Here is a 17,510-nt window from a genome sequence, read left to right as displayed (position 1 = left end):
CAGGAGAAAAATCGCTCTCCTGATTTGTCATGCCACAATTTGCAACAAGAATGCTCTGCGATCACTGCAGAAGCCATATTTCAGAGCTTGTAAAAATCCTTGATCTGATCCCAGGCTTCATCCGCTGTTTCGACGAAGTTCAGAAGCTCGATATCGGCAGGCGAAATTGTGCCCTGCTCGGCCAGAAACTCGATATTGATCGCCTTGGTCCAGAATTCCTTGCCAAACAGGATCAGCGGCATGCGTTCCATACGGTTGGTCTGGATCAGCGTCATTGCTTCAAACAGTTCGTCCATCGTGCCGAAGCCGCCCGGAAACACGCAGATCGCCTTGGCGCGCATCAGGAAGTGCATCTTGCGGATCGCGAAATAATGGAAGTTGAAGCAGAGCTCCGGCGTCACATAGGGGTTCGGCGCCTGCTCGTGCGGCAGCACGATGTTGAGGCCAATGGTTGGCGCACCGACATCCGCCGCACCACGATTGCCCGCTTCCATCACGCCCGGACCACCGCCCGTCACCACGATGAATTCGCGATAATAGGTCGTGGCGGAATATTCCGAGCACAGGCGGGCAAATTTGCGCGCTTCCTCGTAATAATGTGAATTGGCTTCGAGGTTCTTTTTCTGAACCTCGTTCTTGGCCGCCCATGCCTCGCCGCCCGGCTCCGGAATGCGCGCACCACCAAACATCACCACCGTCGATTTAATACCGCGGTCAGCAAGGATCAGCTCGGGCTTGAGAAGTTCGAGTTGCAGGCGCACAGGGCGCAGGTCGCGACGCGTCAGAAAATCGTCATCCGTAAAGGCAAGGCGATAGGCAGGCGCTTCCGTCTGGGGCGTTTGCGGTACGGTTTTCGCCTGCTTGATCGCTTCCTCGGAATTCGGGAACGGCGTCCAGCCGGACTTCTCCATCGGGTTCATGCTTCTCACCTGCTCCTTACAACCTGTTACCAATTCTATTCTGGCGCTAAATGCTTAATCTGTCTCAAACATGTCGGACATTGTTCGAGAATGGGCCAAGAGAATGCAATTGCGCCGCGATCTACATTGACCCATTTGGCGCCTTCGCTTAATCACTTTCATGACAATCGGCCGGACCAAGCGCCCGGTCTGCCATCCGCTGCCCATTCACGGAGACTGCACCCCATGACCAAGCCAGACCTCGCCTCCCTTGAAAAGACCATCGACAAGGCTTTTGACGAGCGCGACGGTGTCAATACGGCAACCCGCGGCGAGATCCGCGATGCCGTTGAACAGTCGCTTATCCTGCTCGATCGCGGCGAGGCCCGTGTCGCAGAAAAACAGGCGGACGGCAACTGGCAAGTCAATCAATGGCTGAAGAAAGCCGTGTTGCTCTCCTTCCGTCTCAACCCGATGGAAGTCATCAAGGGCGGCCCCGGCCAGTCCTCCTGGTGGGACAAGGTGCCGTCCAAGTTCGACGGCTGGACTGCCAATGAGTTCGAAAAGGCCGGTTTCCGCGCCGTGCCGAACTGCGTCGTGCGCCATTCGGCTTATATCGCACCAAATGCTATCCTGATGCCGTCTTTCGTCAATCTCGGCGCTTATGTCGATGAAGGCACCATGGTTGACACCTGGGCCACCGTCGGCTCCTGCGCACAGATCGGCAAGCATGTGCATTTGTCCGGCGGCGTCGGTATTGGCGGCGTTCTGGAACCGATGCAGGCCGGTCCGACCATCATCGAAGATAATTGCTTCATCGGCGCGCGTTCGGAAGTCGTCGAAGGCTGCATCGTGCGTGAAGGTTCGGTGCTTGGCATGGGCGTGTTCATCGGCAAGTCGACCAAGATCGTCGACCGCGCCACCGGCGAAGTGTTCTATGGCGAAGTTCCGCCCTACTCGGTCGTCGTTGCAGGCACCATGCCCGGCAAGAACGTACCCGGCGAAAACTGGGGCCCGAGCCTCTATTGCGCCGTGATCGTCAAGCGCGTCGATGAAAAGACCCGCTCGAAGACCTCGATCAACGAATTGCTCCGCGACTGACGCCTTGCAACGCTGACAGACAACAAAAAGGCGAAGCACGAGCTTCGCCTTTTTCATTTATGGACCGCTTGATGCGATCGATCCTGGGATCAATCGCTCCCTTCGGATGGCACGAAGCCTCTGGTCCGGGCATGCGTCCGGGGAGACTTCGCAGCCATCCTCCGGGGAGATTCTATGCTATCGAACTCTTAGTTCTCAAAGCTGGAAGGCGAGGCATCGCCGAAGCGATGGGCCGAACCATCCTGATAAACCGGGGTCGACTGACGAATGGTCGCAGTTGCGGTGTAATCGACATTGCCCTTCGTGCTGAAGATCGGGCCGGAATTGGGTTGCTGGAAAGCCTTTTCCTGAGCGACCTGAGATTCAGGCATGCCCACATAAGGATTTTCAGCATAGGCAGCACCGGCACTAAGAGCGACTGCAAGGGCAGCAAGAGCGAACTTTTTCATTTTCGTATTCCTTTGCATCCTGTCCCCTTCCGCGGCATCTGGCCGTTCAAGCCTTTTTCAGGCATCAGGGACTTCGAGGTTGAACTTAATAAGCCTTTGCGGCTTTCCCCTCCGGCATCCGGCAGATCTTCAAGACCCGATCCGACAACACCTTCGGGATGGCATGCTATGCAGAAGGCCATTAGCCCTGATTGGCATCGCCAAAACGATTGGCCGAGCCATCGCGGTAAACCGGAGTGCTGATCGCTGCAGGCGCCGTGTAGTCAACGGATTGCGATGCAACCGGGGTACGGTCGTTTGCATAGAGATTTTCAGGTTCACCAACGCGTGGGTTTTCAGCGAAAGCGGCACCAGCACTCAAAGCAAGGGCAGCAGCGGCAAGAACAAGCTTCTTCATTATTTCAATCTCCTAATAAAACGGAGCGACGTATCAATTCGTCGTTCCCATGCATCTGAAATGGGTGACAGTGGTGAAAAGTTCCAGTCACGAAAATGTTGTCTGGATCACAGCTTTGTGCGTGTTCGTTGATCAGATCGTTGCTAACAACACGAAAAATATAATTAAAAACAATAATTGTACCGCTCTAAAGATGATCACGTATGTATTACAGCCGTTAATTTGTTCAGCAAACCTGAACAGTCTGTCTAGGGTTATTGTATAATAAACGTGAACAATGACGGCATTGTCCGCTATCCGCTTCAAGACCGGCAAAGCCAGCGCAACAAAAAAGCCGCATCAAGGATGCGGCTTTTCAGAAAACAGATTTGGGGAACGCCCCCTCGGCTCGCTATCAGTTATTCGCGACGGCAACCGAACGACCGGCAATGGAAACCCACTGGCCGGAATTGGCTGGCGACTGCATCTTGATATAACGATAGGACGTCTTCTCCACCGGCAGCACATCATCGCGCAGGTTGTCGAGAATATAATCGCCGTGATCAGTACGGGCGGTGAGCACAATATGCGCCTCACTGCCCTGCACCATGGTGATGAGAAGTTGCGACGCACTCATGCCGCGCGCCATCAACTGCGCACGCTTCATCAGAACGTAATCCTCGCAATCGCCCTTGCCGTTGACCGGAATGGTCCAGTAATCGCGCTTGCCGTAATTATCCTGATCGGAAACGGGCTTGATACGGTGATTGACGGAGCTGCTTACGCTCTGCAGGAGCTTCATGCGCTGTGGAGTGAGCTGCATCGGCGGCAACACGCGATGGCCACGGCAATCGCGAGGATTGCGTCCGCAATAGTCCTTGTGTCCGTAAGGGATGCTTGTCAGTCCGCCCGCTTCACTCCACTGTGCAGCCTTTGCTGGAACCATCGTTGCTCCGAAGAGCGCCATCATGCCTGCTACAGTTGTGGTGATTAAACGCATGCACAGTTTCCCATTATTCAAGAAAGGTTCCCGCTGACCGGCCCGTTTCCCGGGTCTCGTTATCAACTCTTTTTTAACTAACGATGACAGAGGCCCTCCGGTCAAGAAAATTTCGTTCTCAAATTGCAACCAGTTTGGAAAAGCGCATGAAGACTGAATTTTCAGGCATGGTTACGACCAACGGTTTGTGGTTCCATCCGGACGCATCCCGATCTAGTCTCACTCTCCAGACGATTCTTGAGTAAGAAGCCGACATCATGAGCCTAGCAGTCAATCCCGCCGAAAATCTCGCCGCCCTCATCCGCTGCCCATCCGTAACGCCCGCCGAAGGCGGCGCGCTGACGGCGCTGGAAGCGATGCTGAAACCCATGGGCTTTTCCGTTGAACGGCCCGTCTTCAGCGAAGACGGCACGCCTGACATCGAAAACCTCTATGCCCGCAAATCCGGCAACGGACCGCATCTGATGTTTGCCGGTCATACGGATGTCGTTCCGCCCGGCGATGAAAACGACTGGAAGCACCCGCCCTTCTCCGCCGCCATTGAAGACGGCGTCATGTATGGGCGCGGCGCTGTGGATATGAAGGGCGGCGTCGCCTGTTTTGTCGCCGCTGTGGCCCGCCATGTAGAAAAGCATGGCAGCCTGAAGGGCAGCGTCTCTTTCCTCATCACCGGCGACGAAGAAGGCCCTGCGGTCAACGGCACTGTAAAACTGCTCGACTGGGCAAAGCAGCGCGGCGAAAGCTGGGACGCTTCGATTGTCGGTGAGCCGACCAATCCCAACGCGCTTGGCGACATGATCAAGATTGGTCGTCGTGGCTCGCTTTCCGGCACGATCACCGTTCACGGTGTGCAGGGTCATGCGGCCTATCCGCATCTGGCGGAAAATCCGGTGCGCGGCATCACCACGCTGGTGGATAGCCTGCTTTACCCGGCGTTCGATCAGGGCACTGCCGATTTTCAGGCCAGCAATCTGGAAGTCACCACCATCGACGTAGGCAACAAGGCCACCAATGTCATCCCGAACAAGGCCACGGCCTCGTTCAATATTCGTTTCAACGACACATGGACGGCGGAAAGCCTGCAAGCCGAAATCCGCGCACGCCTCGAAAAGGCCGCCCGCGACAATCGCCTACGCCCAGGCCGCGAAACACCGATCAGCTACGAACTGACGTGGCGCGAAAGCCCAAGCCATGTCTTCCTGACCCGCGACGAGAAACTGATTGGCACGCTGACGGCCTCTGTCGAGGCGGTGACCGGCAAGCGGCCAGAGCTGTCGACCTCCGGCGGCACGTCGGATGCGCGTTTCATCAAGGATTATTGCCCGGTGGTGGAATTCGGCCTCGTGGGCCAGACCATGCACATGGTCGATGAACGTGTTGCCCTTGCCGACCTCGAAGGGCTGACACAGATTTATGAGCGTTTCATCGCTGATTTCTTTGGGTAACGCATAGGCCCGGAAAGCTGCATGACTTTTCGGACTGGATAATGCGAAACATTGGGGAGCCCATGCCGAGCCTGGACGATATTTACCGATACTTCCTGGGCGTCTGGAAAATGATGCTCGGTCGCCGCGACGGTCTCGATTACCTCGACATATCCGCCGAGGGTTTCTGGTCTTCCTTTTTCGCGATAGCGGTGGCTCTGCCACCGCTTTTTGCCAGCTGGGTGGCCTATGCCGCCGATCTTACCGCCGGGCGCGAGGAAGCAGGCATCCGCTTTGCCATCGTCCTGCGCGCCGCCTTCGTGGATGTTGCAGCATGGGTGGTGCCGCTTGCCCTCATCGGCATGCTGGCCAAACGGATCGGCATCGTCAAACGCTATGCAGCCTATGTGATCGCCACCAATTGGGGCAGCGCGCTTCTGGCCTGGGTCTTTGCGCCGATCACCTTGCTACAGCTGTTCTTTCCGGGACGCTTCGATGTCGCGACGCTTTTCGCGTTCATCATGTTCGGCGCTTCGATTGTGCTGAGCTATCGGCTGACCTTTGTGGCGCTGCAACGCCCCCACGCTTTCGCCGCACCGTTCTTCGCCTGCGTCTTCTTCGGCTCGCTTTTCCTCACCGTGCTGCTTCAGCAGATCTTCGGCATCGGCTTCGACCCGCACGCTTATTGAAATAAGATCGGGTAAGCACCGACACAAATGTCATTTTCATTAAACTTGCAAAAGCAACAACTTAGGCGCGTCATGCATAGTAAAGGCGCGTAATATGAGACACAGACAATTAAGAAGTAACGATGTTGCCGGCATGACTGGCAACTATACTGCGATCGCTAATTTTGAAAAGCCGTCAGACAAAGTTGCGGTCATTCAGGAGTTTTTAACAAACTGGACTGTTCCATCTGCCCCCGAGTTCCCCCATTGTTTAGCGCACGTAAATATATGGAACGGATTACAGGATTACAAAGGCGAGAATTTGATGCAACCAGTCTTATCATGGATACCAACAAGCATGTCGTGGCAAGCGGGATGCTTTTACTATATAGATGGTGTCCAGTATAATGGCGAAGCTGTTAGAGTGAAACCGGGTGACGAACTACAGGGGCGGATTACATTCGATGGCAAGACGGGGGAAAATTATACTTATTCTATGGAGTTTGCGGAGAAAATTATCAGAAGACGCGCGTTACTGCTGACTTGCCAAGTGCAGTCAATTTAGCGGTATTATGCTTGGAGCCATATACCGACAACTATCTAGACCTTCCGCCAGACCCACTCGTAAAGATGCGGGATATCAATGTGAGTTTGGTTCCCCGCAACGGAATGGACCCTCACCCCAGCAACATAACATGGCGCTTTACCAACAATGGAATCATCACGCCTTCTGGAATAAACGGAGTTGTGGTCAGCGACGCCAACGGCACGGGCGAGGTCGATTTTTACTTTAGATAAAAGTCGTCAATTGTTGCGCTCTTCTTTTCAAAATAACCCCTAAAACGGAAAAGCGTAGTCGACGCCGATCAGATAAAGACCGTAAGGCGGCGCGACTTGTCCGCAGGCCTTGCGGTCGCGTGCTTCAAGCGCCGCCTGCAAATCATCCGCCGTCCAGCGACCGACGCCCACTTCCATCAGGCTGCCTGCAAAGGAGCGCACCTGATTGTGCAGGAACGAGCGCGCCGAAACTCGCATCTCGATGATCTCGCCATCACGCGTGATATCAAGCCGATCCAGCGTCTTGACCGGGCTTTTGGCCTGGCATTGCGTGGCGCGAAAGGTCGTGAAATCGTGCTCGCCCAGAAGCAGTTGCGCCGCTTCATGCATCGCCTCGTGATCGAGGCGCTTTTGCACCCACCACGCGCGTTGATAATCAACGGCCAGCGGCGCACGGCGATTGTGGAAGCGATAGAGATAATGTCGTCCCTGCGCGGAAAAACGCGCATCGAAACTGTCGGTGGTCTTCTCGACATTGAGGATGCTCACGCGCTCATTGGCCATGACCAGATGCGCATTGACCGCATCACGCACCTTGCCCGCACCCCAATCCTTGCTGAGATCGACATGCGCAACCTGCGCCGTCGCGTGCACGCCTGCATCGGTGCGGCCCGCCGCGCTTAGCGCCAGATCCTCGCCGCAGAATTTCTTGAACGCCTGCTCGATAGCACCCTGCACGGTGTGGCCGTTTTCCTGACGCTGCCAGCCCGCATAGGGGGTGCCGTCATACTCGACCAGAAGCCTGTAGCGCGGCACGGGCCTACAAAACCTTCGTAACCGTCGCGCCGCGCAGAAATTCCTGCGCAGGCAATGACTTGCCGCCCGAACGCTGCAAGGTGACGAGTCGAACGGCACCTTCGCCGCAGGCAACCGTCAGCCGGTCGTCCAGCACGGTACCCGCCGCACCGGAGCCTTCGCCCAGCGTCGACCGCTGAAGTTTCACACGCTCGACAACGCCATTGATTTCCATCTCGCACCATGCACCCGGAAAAGGCGCAAGGCCGCGAATGGCATTGTGCACATCGCTCGCAGGCTTCGACCAGTCAATGCGCGCTTCGGCCTTGTCGATCTTGGCGGCATAGGTGACGCCCTCTTCGGCCTGCGGCTGCAATGTCAGGCTTTCGCGCTCAAGCGCGCCCAGCGCCCGTACCATCAGGTCGGCACCGATCATGCTCAGGCGATCATGCAATTCGCCCGCCGTCATATCCGGCGTGATCGCCACTTTTTCAGCCATGGCGACGGGGCCCGTATCGAGCCCCTCGTCCATTTTCATGATCATCATACCGGTTTCGCTATCGCCCGACATGATAGCCCGCTGGATAGGCGCGGCACCGCGCCAGCGCGGCAGAAGCGAGGCATGGCCGTTATAGCAGCCAAGCCGCGGCGCATCGAGAATGGCCTTGGGCAACAGCAAACCATAGGCGACGACGATGGCGACATCGGCCTCAAGGCTCGCAAACACTTCCTGCTCTTCCGCACCCTTGAGGCTCTTCGGCGTGAAGACGGGAATACCGAACTGTTCGGCCTTTTCATGGACAGGCGACTTGGTCAGTTCCAGCCCTCTGCGGCCTGCCGGACGCGGCGGCTGCGAATAGACGGCCACCACATCATAGCCCTGCCCGATAATGGCGGTCAGGATCGGCACGGAAAAATCCGGCGTGCCCATGAAGACAATACGCATCTAAAGAGCCTTTTTCGACGCCCGCTGGCTGGCGAGCTTCTTGAACTTCTTGATGACCATATCGCGCTTCAGCTTGGAAATATGATCGATGAAGAGCACACCGTTGAGATGATCGATCTCGTGCTGCAAGCAGGTGGCCATCAGGCCATCCGCTTCCATTGCGTGCGGCTTGCCATCGGCATCGAAATATTTGACCTGAATGGCAGCAGGCCGTTCCACTTCCGCATAATAATCCGGAATAGACAGGCAACCTTCTTCATAGGTGCTGACTTCATCCGTCACGCCGACAATCTCGGGATTGATGAAGACATGCGGCGCTTTTTCCTCGCCTTCCTTGGCAAGGTCGATGACGAGCATGCGGATCGGCTCGCCAACCTGAATGGCGGCAAGGCCAATGCCCGGCGCGTCATACATGGTGTCGAACATGTCGCCGGCAAATTTGCGCAGCTGATCGTCAAAGCGCTCCACTGGCTTGGAAACCAGGCGCAACACAGGATCGGGAAGGATGACAAGCGGTTTTACTGACATGCGTTTCACGTAATCGCTTGTGACAGAATCGTCAATTGCGCTTTGCAAAATGTTCTTGTTTTGATCTCATCAAGGCCTTACGAATCAGCTAAGCTTGCTGCATGGAAAACCAGAACCTCTTGAATGAGCCGCTTTTGCAGCTCGGCGCCACATCGCTCACGCTGGGAGATATTCTTCTGGCTGGCATTGTGGTGGTGGTGCTTTGCCTCGTCATTTTCCTGATCGCCGCAACGCGCTCAGCGCGCCTGCGCGCCGTTGCCGAAGCACAGGCAGAAGACCGCGCCCGCGACGCCGAATATCGCATGGCGGAAATCCTGAAAGCACAGGCGGAGATGCAGGGCCGCATGCAGACCATGGCGGAGGTTTTCGGCTCACGACAGGCAGAGTTGAACCAGTCGATCCGCGAACGGCTCGACGGCATGACGCATCGCATCGGCCAGACCATGACCGAGCAGACCCGCTCGACCCATGAAAATCTTGCCAAATTGCAGGAGCGTCTGGCCGTCATCGACACGGCACAAAACAATATCCAGTCGCTCGCCGGACAGGTGGTGCAGTTGCAGGCGATCCTCGCCAACAAGCAGACGCGCGGCGCTTTCGGCCAGTCACGCATGGAAGCGATCATCGCCGACGGTTTGCCACAAGGCGCTTATGAATTTCAGGCGACACTGTCCAACGGCACCCGTCCCGACTGCCTCGTGCGCATGCCCAATAAAGCACCCTCACTGGTAATCGACGCCAAGTTTCCGCTCGAAGCTTGGAACGCCATGCGTGAGAAGGAGCATCCGGACGCCCGCAAAGCTGCCGTTGTGCAGTTCCGCCGCGACATGGAAATCCATATCAAGGATGTTTCCGACAAATATCTGATCCCCGGCGAAACGCAGGATACGGCTTTTCTGTTCGTGCCCTCGGAGTCGATCTTTGCCGATATTCACGAGCATTTCGAAGCGCTGATCCAGCGCGCGCACCGGGCGCGGATTGTGATCGTTTCACCATCGCTGCTGATGCTGTCGATACAGGTCATTCAGGCGATCCTGAAAGACGCCCGCATGCGCGAGCAGGCGCATGTCATTCAGGGCGAAGTGATCCGTCTGATGGAAGATGTGGGCCGCCTTGACGAACGCGTGCGCAAGCTGCAAACGCACTTTGTGCAGGCCAACAAGGATATTGACGATATTCTGGTGTCGTCCAACAAGGTCACCCGGCGCGGCGCGAAAATCGAAGCACTGGAATTTGGCGAAAAGCCCGCCGAGGAAACGCCCCGCCCGCAACCAAGACCAGCGGACAGCGCCCCCACCCAGATGCGCCTGCGCGTGGTGGATGAGGATTGATTTCAGTCAGCTTAAAGCGCTGCTGTTTCCCACATTTGAGAAGTTTTCAAGCGGCACCTCCTCCAGAGTTCATCGAAGGATCGACGAGCGCGGGAAATGCCCGTCTCACCGGCCCTCAACTCTGGACTTGTCGAGGGATAGAAGGGACTGGACAGCAGAGCTGTCCTCTCAAGGTTTCGCTGGTCGGTCCGAATGACCGAGATCGCGTTCCGGCCAGACCAGATCGCGCACGCGCTGTTTCAAAACCTTGGCTTCCGGAAAACCACCGTCGCGCTTACGCTCCCAGATGAGTTCTTCATGGCCATCTGGCATCAGCACGCGGATTTCAAAAATTCCGCCAGTCCCCGGACGCAATGCGACCTCCGCCAGATCCTGTCCGAAAGTCTGCAACAGTTCCTGCGCCATCCACGCAGCGCGCAACAGCCAATTGCATTGGGTGCAGTAGGTGATGGAAATGCGGGGATTTGCGGACACGGTTTCCAACTTTCTGAACGTAGACGATTTCAAGAAGATCATCGCGACTTGTTAGACAGTCGAGCTTGACGCAACATCTAGCTTCCAAAGACGCGCGGGGGCAAGTCATGGAAGTAACAGTCTACATTCTGCGTTGTGCGGATGGGTCCTATTATACCGGGCTCACCAAACAGAATATTGAAGCTCGATTGTGGGAACATAACGAGGGGATCTACGAAAGCTACACAAAGAAGCGGCGGCCCGTCCAACTTGTTTTCACGGAAACCTACGACCGGATCGTCGACGCCATCGCACGCGAACGGCAGATCAAAGGTTGGTCGCGGGTAAAGAAAGAAGCATTGATAGCGCTGAACTATGAAGGCCTGCCGGAACTTGCGAAACGCAAGCGATAAGCCCTGAACACGCTGGCATTATCAATGCCGCCTGCCCCGCTCCTCATCCTGAGGAGCCACCGAAGGTGGCGTCTCGAAGGGCGAGGAGCGGTTGCGCCGCGCCTAGTGTCTCCCCGATCCGGCGGAGTGAAGCCTAGCATCATCCTGAGTTCATCGAAGGTCGAAGAACGAGAGGCGGTAGAGAGACGCCAAAGATATAGGACCCAAAATAACCCGCCTTCAGCGACTTTCCCTCGCCCTTCGAGACGCCGTTTTCAACGGCTCCTCAGGATGAGGGAAAGCGCGTAGCGCCCTCTTCCAACACCCCCAAAAAAGAGAAAAGGGCACCGAAGTGCCCTTTTCCAAATTACCGTCCTGTCAGCTTAGGATAACGTGTCTAACGCAAACGCCATCCCCTTCAACGGATCAAAGGAACGAAGGATCAATCATCGCCCATCTTGAGCGCCTGAATAAAGGCCTCTTGCGGGATTTCGACCTTGCCGAACTGGCGCATGCGCTTCTTGCCTTCCTTCTGCTTTTCCAGAAGTTTGCGCTTACGCGTCACGTCGCCGCCGTAGCACTTGGCCGTCACGTCCTTGCGCAGCGCCGAGATGGTCTCGCGCGCCACGATACGACCGCCGATAGCCGCCTGAATCGGAATCTTGAACATGTGCTGCGGGATCAGCTCTTTCAGCTTCTCGCAAAGCGCACGACCGCGCTTTTCCGCAGCCGTTCGGTGAACCAGCATCGACAGCGCATCGACCGGCTCTTCGTTCACGAGGATCGACATCTTGACCAGATCGCCCTCACGATATTCCGAGAGGTTATAATCGAACGAGGCATAGCCCTTCGAGATCGACTTGAGGCGGTCGTAGAAATCGAACACCACTTCATTGAGCGGCAGTTCATAGGTGATCATGGCGCGCGGGCCGACATAGGTGAGGTCCACCTGAATGCCGCGGCGATCCTGACACAGTTTCATGATCGCGCCGAGATAATCATCCGGCGTCATGATGGTTGCCTTGATCCAGGGCTCTTCGATGGCCGAGATCTTCACCACATCCGGCATATCGGCCGGGTTGTGCAATTCCTTCTGCGAGCCGTCGATCATGTTCAGGCGATAGACAACCGAAGGCGCCGTCGTGATGAGGTCGAGATTGAACTCGCGCTCAAGACGTTCCTGAATGATTTCCAGATGCAGCAAGCCGAGGAAGCCGCAACGGAAACCGAAACCGAGCGCTGCCGAGGTTTCCATTTCGAACGAGAACGAAGCGTCGTTGAGGCGCAGCTTGCCCATGGCGCCGCGCAGATCTTCAAAATCCGCTGCATCAACCGGGAACAGACCGCAGAACACAACCGGCTGCGCAGGCTTGAAGCCGGCCAGCATTTTTTCGGTCGGGCGGCGATCATCGGTGATCGTATCGCCGACGCGCGTATCGGCCACTTCCTTGATAGAAGCGGTGATAAAGCCAAGCTCGCCCGGGCCGAGTTCGTCCATCTGAACCATTTTCGGCGTAAAGACACCGGTGCGTTCCACCGGATATTTCGCGCCCGTGCCCATCATGCGGATGGTCTGGCCCTTCTTGAGCACGCCGTCGATGACGCGCACCAGAACGATAACGCCGAGATAGGAATCGTACCAGCTGTCGACCAGCATGGCCTTGAGCGGCGCATTGCGGTCGCCTTCCTTCGGCGCGGGCAGCTGGGTGACGATGGCTTCCAGCACGTCTTCGATGCCGATGCCGGTCTTGGCAGAAATATGCACGGCCTGCGACGCATCGATGCCAATGACTTCCTCGATCTGCTGCTTGACGCGCTCAGGCTCGGCAGCGGGCAGATCGATCTTGTTCAGCACGACCACGATTTCATGGTTATTGTCGATGGCCTGATAGACATTGGCCAGCGTCTGCGCTTCCACGCCCTGGGAAGCATCCACCACGAGCAGCGAACCCTCGCATGCCGCCAGCGAACGCGAGACTTCATAAGCGAAGTCGACATGTCCGGGGGTGTCGATCAGGTTCAGCACATAATCTTCGCCGTTCTTCGCCTTATAGGTGAGACGGACGGTCTGCGCCTTGATGGTGATGCCGCGCTCGCGCTCGATATCCATCGAGTCGAGAACCTGATCCTTCATCTCGCGCGTATCCAGACCGCCAGTCAATTGAATGAGGCGGTCGGCCAGCGTCGATTTGCCATGATCGATATGGGCGACGATCGAAAAATTGCGAATATGGTCAAGTGGTGTGCTCATGCGCGCGATTTAACAGCAAGCAGCGGAATCTCAAAGCTCTATTGCGCTTTAATTACGGGAAAAAGCCCCGCTATCATGATCGTGACAACAAGTCCCCTTTGCCTTGTGGCAAAAAGGCGATAAATCACCGGCAATACAGACGCATTGCGGCTGCTGCTCGCAAGCGGCCCAACTGGCTTTCATGCAGGAGTTTAGGATGAAGACCGAACCGAACGAAGTCCACAACAGGCCGAAACTGGTCACCGTTTTCGGCGGCTCCGGCTTTGTCGGGCGCGCGGTCGTAGCAAGTCTCACCAAGCGTGGCTATCGTGTGCGCGTTGCCGTGCGCAAGCCCGAAGTGGCTTATTACATGGCTCCGCTCGGCAATGTCGGGCAGATCCAGATGGTGCAGGCCAATGTCCGCAATCGCGCTTCGGTCGAGCTGGTCGTCAAGGGTTCCGACCATGTCGTGAACCTCGTCGGCATTCTCGCAGAAAGCGGCCGCCAGCGTTTCAACACGGTTCAGGTGCTGGGCGCGAAGAACATTGCCGAAGCTGCCAAGGCCGCTGGCATTCCGATGACCCACATTTCGTCGCTCGCTGCCGATGTGAATTCGGCTTCGGATTATGCCCGCACCAAAGCTGAAGGCGAAAACGCCGTTCTCGCTGCGCTGCCGGAAAGCGTTATCCTGCGTCCGTCGATCATTTTCGGTCACGAAGACCGCTTCTTCAATCGCTTCGCCAATATGGCGCGTTTCTCGCCCTTCCTGCCGGTCATCGGCGGTGGCGAAACGAAGCTCCAGCCGGTCTATGTCGGCGATGTCGCGGAAGCTGTTGCCCACGCCGTTGATGGCAAGCTGATGCCGGGTGGCGTCTATGAACTCGGCGGCCCGGATGTACAGCCGTTCAAGAACTGGATGAAGGACATGCTGCGCGTCGTCGACCGCAAGCGCGTTCTCATTTCGCTGCCTTGGTGGGTCGCCCGCCTGCAGGCTTCGGTTCTCAGCCTGCTGCCGAACCCGCCGATCACCAACGATCAGGTGACGCTCCTGAAATCCGACAATGTCGTTTCGGAAGCAGCCATCAAGGAAAGCCGCACCTTGCAGGGCATGGGCATTACGCCGGAAGGCGTCGACGCCGTGCTCCCAGCCTATCTCTGGCGCTACCGCGTGGCCGGTCAGTACACCAAGACCGGTTTTGCGTGAGATATCGATAGTCGGAATGAATAAAGGGGCCGCGAGGCCCCTTTTCTTTTGCTCATCCCCAAATCAACAAAGCGGCTAGGCCAGCGGAGCCGACGATCAGACGCCACCAGGCAAAGAGCTTGAAGCCATGGCGCGAGACATAGTCGAGCAGATAGCGCACGACGAACACACCTGAGATGAAAGCCATCACGAAGCCGACAGCGATCAGTGCGCCATCATTCATCGTGAGCATGTCGCGGCTCTTGTAGAGATCGTAGGCGAAGGCTCCGGCCATGGTCGGCATGGCGAGGAAGAACGAGAATTCAGCAGCCGACCGCTTGTCCGCGCCCAGCAGCAGCGAACCGACAATCGTGGAACCCGAACGCGACACGCCGGGGATCATGGCGAGGCACTGGATGAAGCCGATGGCAAGGCACATTGGCAGCGGATAATCCATCACATCATGATAGCGCGGCTTCAGATTGAGCTGGTCGACCCAGAGCAGGATCAGACCGCCGACGATCAGCATGATGCAGACAAGGATCGGCGTTTCGAAGAGCACGCTCTTGATGAAGCCATGCGCAGCCGCACCGATGAAAGCAGCGGGCAGGAAGGCGACCAGAATACCGAAGACAAAATGACGCGTGCGCGCATCACGCGGAAAATCCGCAAGGAGCTTCAGCAATTTCGCCGAATAAACGGTCAGAATGGCCAGAATAGCGCCGAGCTGGATCAGCACCTCGAACGTCTTTCCTGTGGATTCAAATCCCAGAAAATGACCGACCAGCAACAAATGCCCGGTGGACGAAACCGGGATAAACTCGGTCAACCCTTCGATGAGACCGAGAAACGCGGCTTCCAGCAGATTAAAAATATCCATGAAGTCAGTACCTTAGAATGGTTGGCACGATGATGGCATCTGAACCGGCTCGCATTAGCGGCTGTGGCGACTAAAACGGGCACTTCCAGCGATTGCTTGTCTCCCGCAAACATAGGTCTTATAGACTTTATATTCCGTTGAGGCGGCGTCGAATCGCTTGGCAGCAGAAATAGCCTGCTGCATGGGCAAACGCCAGCCGCCGTACCAATCTCCGGACGTTCAATTCAAGCTGTGTCAGTCGAGAGTACCGCGTCGATCATGCTTACGCTGTTTCATCATCCCATGTCTTCAGGCTCACGTTATGTGCGGCTTATCCTCGGCGAATATGGCGTGGAAGCGGAACTGATCGAGGAAAGGCCGTGGTCGCGCCGCAAGGAATTTCTGGCGCTGAACCCGGCTGCCACCTTGCCCGTGCTGCTGGCGGAAAACGATCTGCCGGTCGTCGGCGCAACAGTGATCGCCGAATATCTCGACGAAACGCGGGGTGCATTGAAGCGCAGCCGTCGTCTCCTGCCGGAAAGCCCGATGGAGCGCGCCGAAGTGCGCCGCCTCGTGGACTGGTTCCTGTTGAAATTCGAAAACGAAGTCACCCGCCACATCACGCGAGAGCGCGTTTATAAATTGCAGATGGCGGCTGAAATGGGCGGCAGCGCGCCGGATTCGACCGCGATCCGCGCAGCCCGCACCAATATTCGCCAGCATATGAAATATATCGACTGGCTGGCCGCCACCCGCGACTGGCTGGCAGGCGCGCATCCAAGCTATGCCGACATGGCCGCCGCAGCTGCGGTTTCGGCACTCGATTATCTCGGTGAAATCGAATGGGGCGAAACCCGTGCCGCGCGCGACTGGTATGCGCGGATGAAGTCGCGTCCCGCTTTCCGCCCGCTTCTGTCCGATCGCGTGCGCGGGCTTGCCCCGGTGGCCCATTATGGCGACCTCGACTTCTGAGACAAAGGCAGACAGGCTGAAGCGCTTCCTCATCGAAGAAGCCAAAGCCGTGGGCTTCGACGCTGTCGCCTTCACCACACCGGATGCTATTCCACAGGCGCCTGAACGCCTGCGGCAATATCTTGCCGATGGCCATCACGCCGACATGCTCTGGATGGAAGAGACCGAAGAACGCCGGGCCAATCCCGGCGTGCTCTGGCCGGAAGTCCGTTCCATCATGATGCTGGCCATGAATTACGGGCCAGACACCAACCCGCTGGCTGTACTCGATCAGAAGGATCGCGCAGCCATATCGGTCTATGCGCAGAACCGCGATTATCACGACATCATCAAGGGCAAGCTGAAGCATGTGGCGAGCCGCTTTGCCGCGCGCGCCGGGCAGGACGTCAAGGTATTCGTCGATACCGCGCCTGTCATGGAAAAACCGTTGGCGGAAGCCGCCGGGCTTGGCTGGCAGGGCAAGCACACCAATCTGGTCAGCCGCGAGCTTGGTTCTTGGCTGTTCCTCGGCTCGATCTTCACCACAGCGGAAATCGCGCCGGATGAGCCGGATCACGATCATTGCGGCTCCTGCCGCGCCTGTCTCGACGCCTGCCCCACCAAGGCCTTTCCGGCGCCCTACCGCATCGATGCAGGCCGCTGTATTTCCTATCTCACCATTGAGAACAAGGGCCCTATTCCGGCGGAGTTTCGCAAGGCCATGGGCAACCGCATCTATGGCTGCGACGACTGCCTTTCGGTCTGTCCGTGGAATAAATTCGCGCAGGCAACCAGCGAAATGAAGCTGAAGGCGCGCGACGATCTGAAAGCGCCACGTCTGAGCGACCTGCTGGCGCTTGATGATCCGGCGTTTCGTGCGCTTTTTTCCGGTTCGCCAATCAAGCGGATCGGGCGCGACCGCTTCATCCGCAACGTGCTGATCGCAGCGGGCAATTCGGGCGATGCAACGCTGTTGCCGCAGATCGAGACGCTGCTTGGCGATGCCGCGCCTGTCGTGCGCGGGGCGGCAGTCTGGGCCTTGAAGCAGCTGGCCGAGCCGGGCCATGTCGATGCCTTGCAAAAACGTCTGGCCTCCGCCGAAGAGGATGCTACGGTACAGAAAGAGTGGAATACGGAGACAGTCTGAC

19 protein-coding genes are annotated in these 17,510 nt (G+C 57.1%); 9 read left to right on the top strand and 10 right to left on the bottom strand.

Annotated features, from left to right (window positions below; translation table 11 throughout):
* Nucleotides 1-80: 80 nt before the first annotated feature.
* Complete coding sequence (locus FHW00_RS18085; protein ID WP_113534782.1) at nt 81-920, bottom strand: LOG family protein; 840 nt, start codon at nt 918-920, stop codon at nt 81-83.
* Between the two features lie 225 nt (nt 921-1,145).
* Between FHW00_RS18085 and dapD the strand changes: the two genes are divergently transcribed.
* Nucleotides 1,146-2,000: a 2,3,4,5-tetrahydropyridine-2,6-dicarboxylate N-succinyltransferase gene (gene dapD / locus FHW00_RS18080; protein WP_078339922.1), complete on the top strand. Its 855-nt coding sequence runs from the start codon at nt 1,146-1,148 to the stop codon at nt 1,998-2,000.
* Nucleotides 2,001-2,188: 188 nt separating this feature from the next.
* Here dapD and FHW00_RS18075 read toward each other — a convergent pair whose 3' ends face one another.
* The 3 genes from FHW00_RS18075 to FHW00_RS18065 all read right to left on the bottom strand — a co-directional run bounded on the left by FHW00_RS18075 (nt 2,189) and on the right by FHW00_RS18065 (nt 3,792).
* Nucleotides 2,189-2,449 carry a hypothetical protein gene (locus tag FHW00_RS18075; protein WP_078339921.1) on the bottom strand — a complete coding sequence of 87 codons (261 nt, stop codon included), beginning with the start codon at nt 2,447-2,449 and terminating at the stop codon, nt 2,189-2,191.
* A gap of 181 nt (nt 2,450-2,630) precedes the next feature.
* Nucleotides 2,631-2,846: a hypothetical protein gene (locus FHW00_RS18070; protein WP_078339920.1), complete on the bottom strand. Its 216-nt coding sequence runs from the start codon at nt 2,844-2,846 to the stop codon at nt 2,631-2,633.
* A 394-nt stretch (nt 2,847-3,240) separates the two neighbouring features.
* Nucleotides 3,241-3,792, bottom strand: a complete 552-nt coding sequence (locus FHW00_RS18065; RefSeq protein ID WP_078339964.1) for a transglutaminase-like cysteine peptidase — start codon at nt 3,790-3,792, stop codon at nt 3,241-3,243.
* 290 nt (nt 3,793-4,082) lie between these two features.
* Here FHW00_RS18065 and dapE point away from each other — a divergent pair, with 290 nt between their 5' ends.
* The 3 genes from dapE (at nt 4,083) to FHW00_RS18050 (ending at nt 6,482) form a co-directional block, all read left to right on the top strand.
* Nucleotides 4,083-5,270, top strand: coding sequence for a succinyl-diaminopimelate desuccinylase (dapE, locus tag FHW00_RS18060; protein WP_078339919.1), 1,188 nt, complete (start codon nt 4,083-4,085; stop codon nt 5,268-5,270).
* A gap of 62 nt (nt 5,271-5,332) precedes the next feature.
* Complete coding sequence (locus FHW00_RS18055; RefSeq protein ID WP_078339918.1) at nt 5,333-5,938, top strand: hypothetical protein; 606 nt, start codon at nt 5,333-5,335, stop codon at nt 5,936-5,938.
* A gap of 94 nt (nt 5,939-6,032) precedes the next feature.
* The gene (locus FHW00_RS18050; RefSeq protein WP_139364408.1) at nt 6,033-6,482 is read left to right on the top strand and encodes a hypothetical protein; all 450 of its coding nucleotides are present in this window, start codon (nt 6,033-6,035) and stop codon (nt 6,480-6,482) included.
* 272 nt (nt 6,483-6,754) lie between these two features.
* On the opposite strand, the gene truA is transcribed toward FHW00_RS18050, so the two are convergent.
* Genes truA through def form a run of 3 tightly spaced genes read right to left on the bottom strand, consistent with a single transcriptional unit; the run spans nt 6,755 to nt 8,963 of the window.
* The gene (truA, locus tag FHW00_RS18045; protein WP_078339916.1) at nt 6,755-7,510 is read right to left on the bottom strand and encodes a tRNA pseudouridine(38-40) synthase TruA; all 756 of its coding nucleotides are present in this window, start codon (nt 7,508-7,510) and stop codon (nt 6,755-6,757) included.
* Nucleotides 7,511-7,514: 4 nt separating this feature from the next.
* Nucleotides 7,515-8,435 (bottom strand): methionyl-tRNA formyltransferase, encoded by a 921-nt coding sequence (gene fmt / locus FHW00_RS18040; RefSeq protein WP_078339915.1) that lies wholly within the window; start codon nt 8,433-8,435, stop codon nt 7,515-7,517.
* The gene (gene def, locus FHW00_RS18035; RefSeq protein WP_078339914.1) at nt 8,436-8,963 is read right to left on the bottom strand and encodes a peptide deformylase; all 528 of its coding nucleotides are present in this window, start codon (nt 8,961-8,963) and stop codon (nt 8,436-8,438) included.
* Between the two features lie 101 nt (nt 8,964-9,064).
* On the opposite strand from def, the gene FHW00_RS18030 reads away from it, so the two are divergent.
* On the top strand, nt 9,065-10,294 hold the full coding sequence (locus FHW00_RS18030) for a DNA recombination protein RmuC (RefSeq protein WP_078339913.1): 1,230 nt from the start codon (nt 9,065-9,067) through the stop codon (nt 10,292-10,294).
* Between the two features lie 168 nt (nt 10,295-10,462).
* Here FHW00_RS18030 and FHW00_RS18025 read toward each other — a convergent pair whose 3' ends face one another.
* Nucleotides 10,463-10,768: a SelT/SelW/SelH family protein gene (locus FHW00_RS18025; RefSeq protein WP_078339963.1), complete on the bottom strand. Its 306-nt coding sequence runs from the start codon at nt 10,766-10,768 to the stop codon at nt 10,463-10,465.
* A 107-nt stretch (nt 10,769-10,875) separates the two neighbouring features.
* On the opposite strand from FHW00_RS18025, the gene FHW00_RS18020 reads away from it, so the two are divergent.
* Complete coding sequence (locus FHW00_RS18020; RefSeq protein ID WP_078339912.1) at nt 10,876-11,160, top strand: GIY-YIG nuclease family protein; 285 nt, start codon at nt 10,876-10,878, stop codon at nt 11,158-11,160.
* Nucleotides 11,161-11,581: 421 nt separating this feature from the next.
* Here the strand turns inward: FHW00_RS18020 and lepA are convergent, their stop codons facing one another.
* Entirely contained in the window at nt 11,582-13,390 is a 1,809-nt protein-coding gene (lepA, locus tag FHW00_RS18015; RefSeq protein WP_078339911.1) for a translation elongation factor 4, read from the bottom strand.
* Nucleotides 13,391-13,586: 196 nt separating this feature from the next.
* On the opposite strand from lepA, the gene FHW00_RS18010 reads away from it, so the two are divergent.
* Nucleotides 13,587-14,573, top strand: coding sequence for a complex I NDUFA9 subunit family protein (locus FHW00_RS18010; RefSeq protein ID WP_078339910.1), 987 nt, complete (start codon nt 13,587-13,589; stop codon nt 14,571-14,573).
* 52 nt (nt 14,574-14,625) lie between these two features.
* Here FHW00_RS18010 and FHW00_RS18005 read toward each other — a convergent pair whose 3' ends face one another.
* A complete protein-coding gene (locus FHW00_RS18005) occupies nt 14,626-15,432 on the bottom strand; it encodes an undecaprenyl-diphosphate phosphatase (protein WP_078339909.1) in 807 nt (268 codons plus the stop codon).
* 258 nt (nt 15,433-15,690) lie between these two features.
* Here FHW00_RS18005 and FHW00_RS18000 point away from each other — a divergent pair, with 258 nt between their 5' ends.
* The gene (locus FHW00_RS18000) at nt 15,691-16,383 is read left to right on the top strand and encodes a glutathione S-transferase family protein (protein WP_078339908.1); all 693 of its coding nucleotides are present in this window, start codon (nt 15,691-15,693) and stop codon (nt 16,381-16,383) included.
* A complete protein-coding gene (gene queG / locus FHW00_RS17995; RefSeq protein ID WP_078339907.1) occupies nt 16,364-17,509 on the top strand; it encodes a tRNA epoxyqueuosine(34) reductase QueG in 1,146 nt (381 codons plus the stop codon). The genes FHW00_RS18000 and queG overlap by 20 nt, the downstream gene beginning before the upstream one ends.
* Nucleotide 17,510: the final 1 nt, after the last annotated feature.

The organism is Ochrobactrum sp. P6BSIII (genome assembly GCF_014138065.1).
Lineage (GTDB): Bacteria > Pseudomonadota > Alphaproteobacteria > Rhizobiales > Rhizobiaceae > Brucella.
The sequence above is the reverse complement of the archived record's forward strand: the minus strand, read 5'-3'. Positions and strand labels throughout refer to the sequence as shown.

What these genes read in the sequence shown, in the direction of transcription:
- FHW00_RS18010 (WP_078339910.1), top strand. Translation starts at nt 13,587, where the DNA reads ATGAAGACCGAACCGAACGAAGTCCACAACAGGCCGAAACTGGTCACC.
- FHW00_RS18000 (WP_078339908.1), top strand. Translation starts at nt 15,691, where the DNA reads ATGCTTACGCTGTTTCATCATCCCATGTCTTCAGGCTCACGTTATGTG.
- FHW00_RS18020 (WP_078339912.1), top strand. Translation starts at nt 10,876, where the DNA reads ATGGAAGTAACAGTCTACATTCTGCGTTGTGCGGATGGGTCCTATTAT.
- FHW00_RS18030 (WP_078339913.1), top strand. Translation starts at nt 9,065, where the DNA reads ATGGAAAACCAGAACCTCTTGAATGAGCCGCTTTTGCAGCTCGGCGCC.
- dapD (WP_078339922.1), top strand. Translation starts at nt 1,146, where the DNA reads ATGACCAAGCCAGACCTCGCCTCCCTTGAAAAGACCATCGACAAGGCT.
- queG (WP_078339907.1), top strand. Translation starts at nt 16,364, where the DNA reads ATGGCGACCTCGACTTCTGAGACAAAGGCAGACAGGCTGAAGCGCTTC.
- dapE (WP_078339919.1), top strand. Translation starts at nt 4,083, where the DNA reads ATGAGCCTAGCAGTCAATCCCGCCGAAAATCTCGCCGCCCTCATCCGC.
- FHW00_RS18055 (WP_078339918.1), top strand. Translation starts at nt 5,333, where the DNA reads ATGCCGAGCCTGGACGATATTTACCGATACTTCCTGGGCGTCTGGAAA.
- FHW00_RS18050 (WP_139364408.1), top strand. Translation starts at nt 6,033, where the DNA reads ATGAGACACAGACAATTAAGAAGTAACGATGTTGCCGGCATGACTGGC.
- FHW00_RS18070 (WP_078339920.1), bottom strand. Translation starts at nt 2,846, where the DNA reads ATGAAGAAGCTTGTTCTTGCCGCTGCTGCCCTTGCTTTGAGTGCTGGT.
- FHW00_RS18005 (WP_078339909.1), bottom strand. Translation starts at nt 15,432, where the DNA reads ATGGATATTTTTAATCTGCTGGAAGCCGCGTTTCTCGGTCTCATCGAA.
- FHW00_RS18065 (WP_078339964.1), bottom strand. Translation starts at nt 3,792, where the DNA reads ATGGCGCTCTTCGGAGCAACGATGGTTCCAGCAAAGGCTGCACAGTGG.
- FHW00_RS18075 (WP_078339921.1), bottom strand. Translation starts at nt 2,449, where the DNA reads ATGAAAAAGTTCGCTCTTGCTGCCCTTGCAGTCGCTCTTAGTGCCGGT.
- fmt (WP_078339915.1), bottom strand. Translation starts at nt 8,435, where the DNA reads ATGCGTATTGTCTTCATGGGCACGCCGGATTTTTCCGTGCCGATCCTG.
- lepA (WP_078339911.1), bottom strand. Translation starts at nt 13,390, where the DNA reads ATGAGCACACCACTTGACCATATTCGCAATTTTTCGATCGTCGCCCAT.
- FHW00_RS18085 (WP_113534782.1), bottom strand. Translation starts at nt 920, where the DNA reads ATGAACCCGATGGAGAAGTCCGGCTGGACGCCGTTCCCGAATTCCGAG.
- def (WP_078339914.1), bottom strand. Translation starts at nt 8,963, where the DNA reads ATGTCAGTAAAACCGCTTGTCATCCTTCCCGATCCTGTGTTGCGCCTG.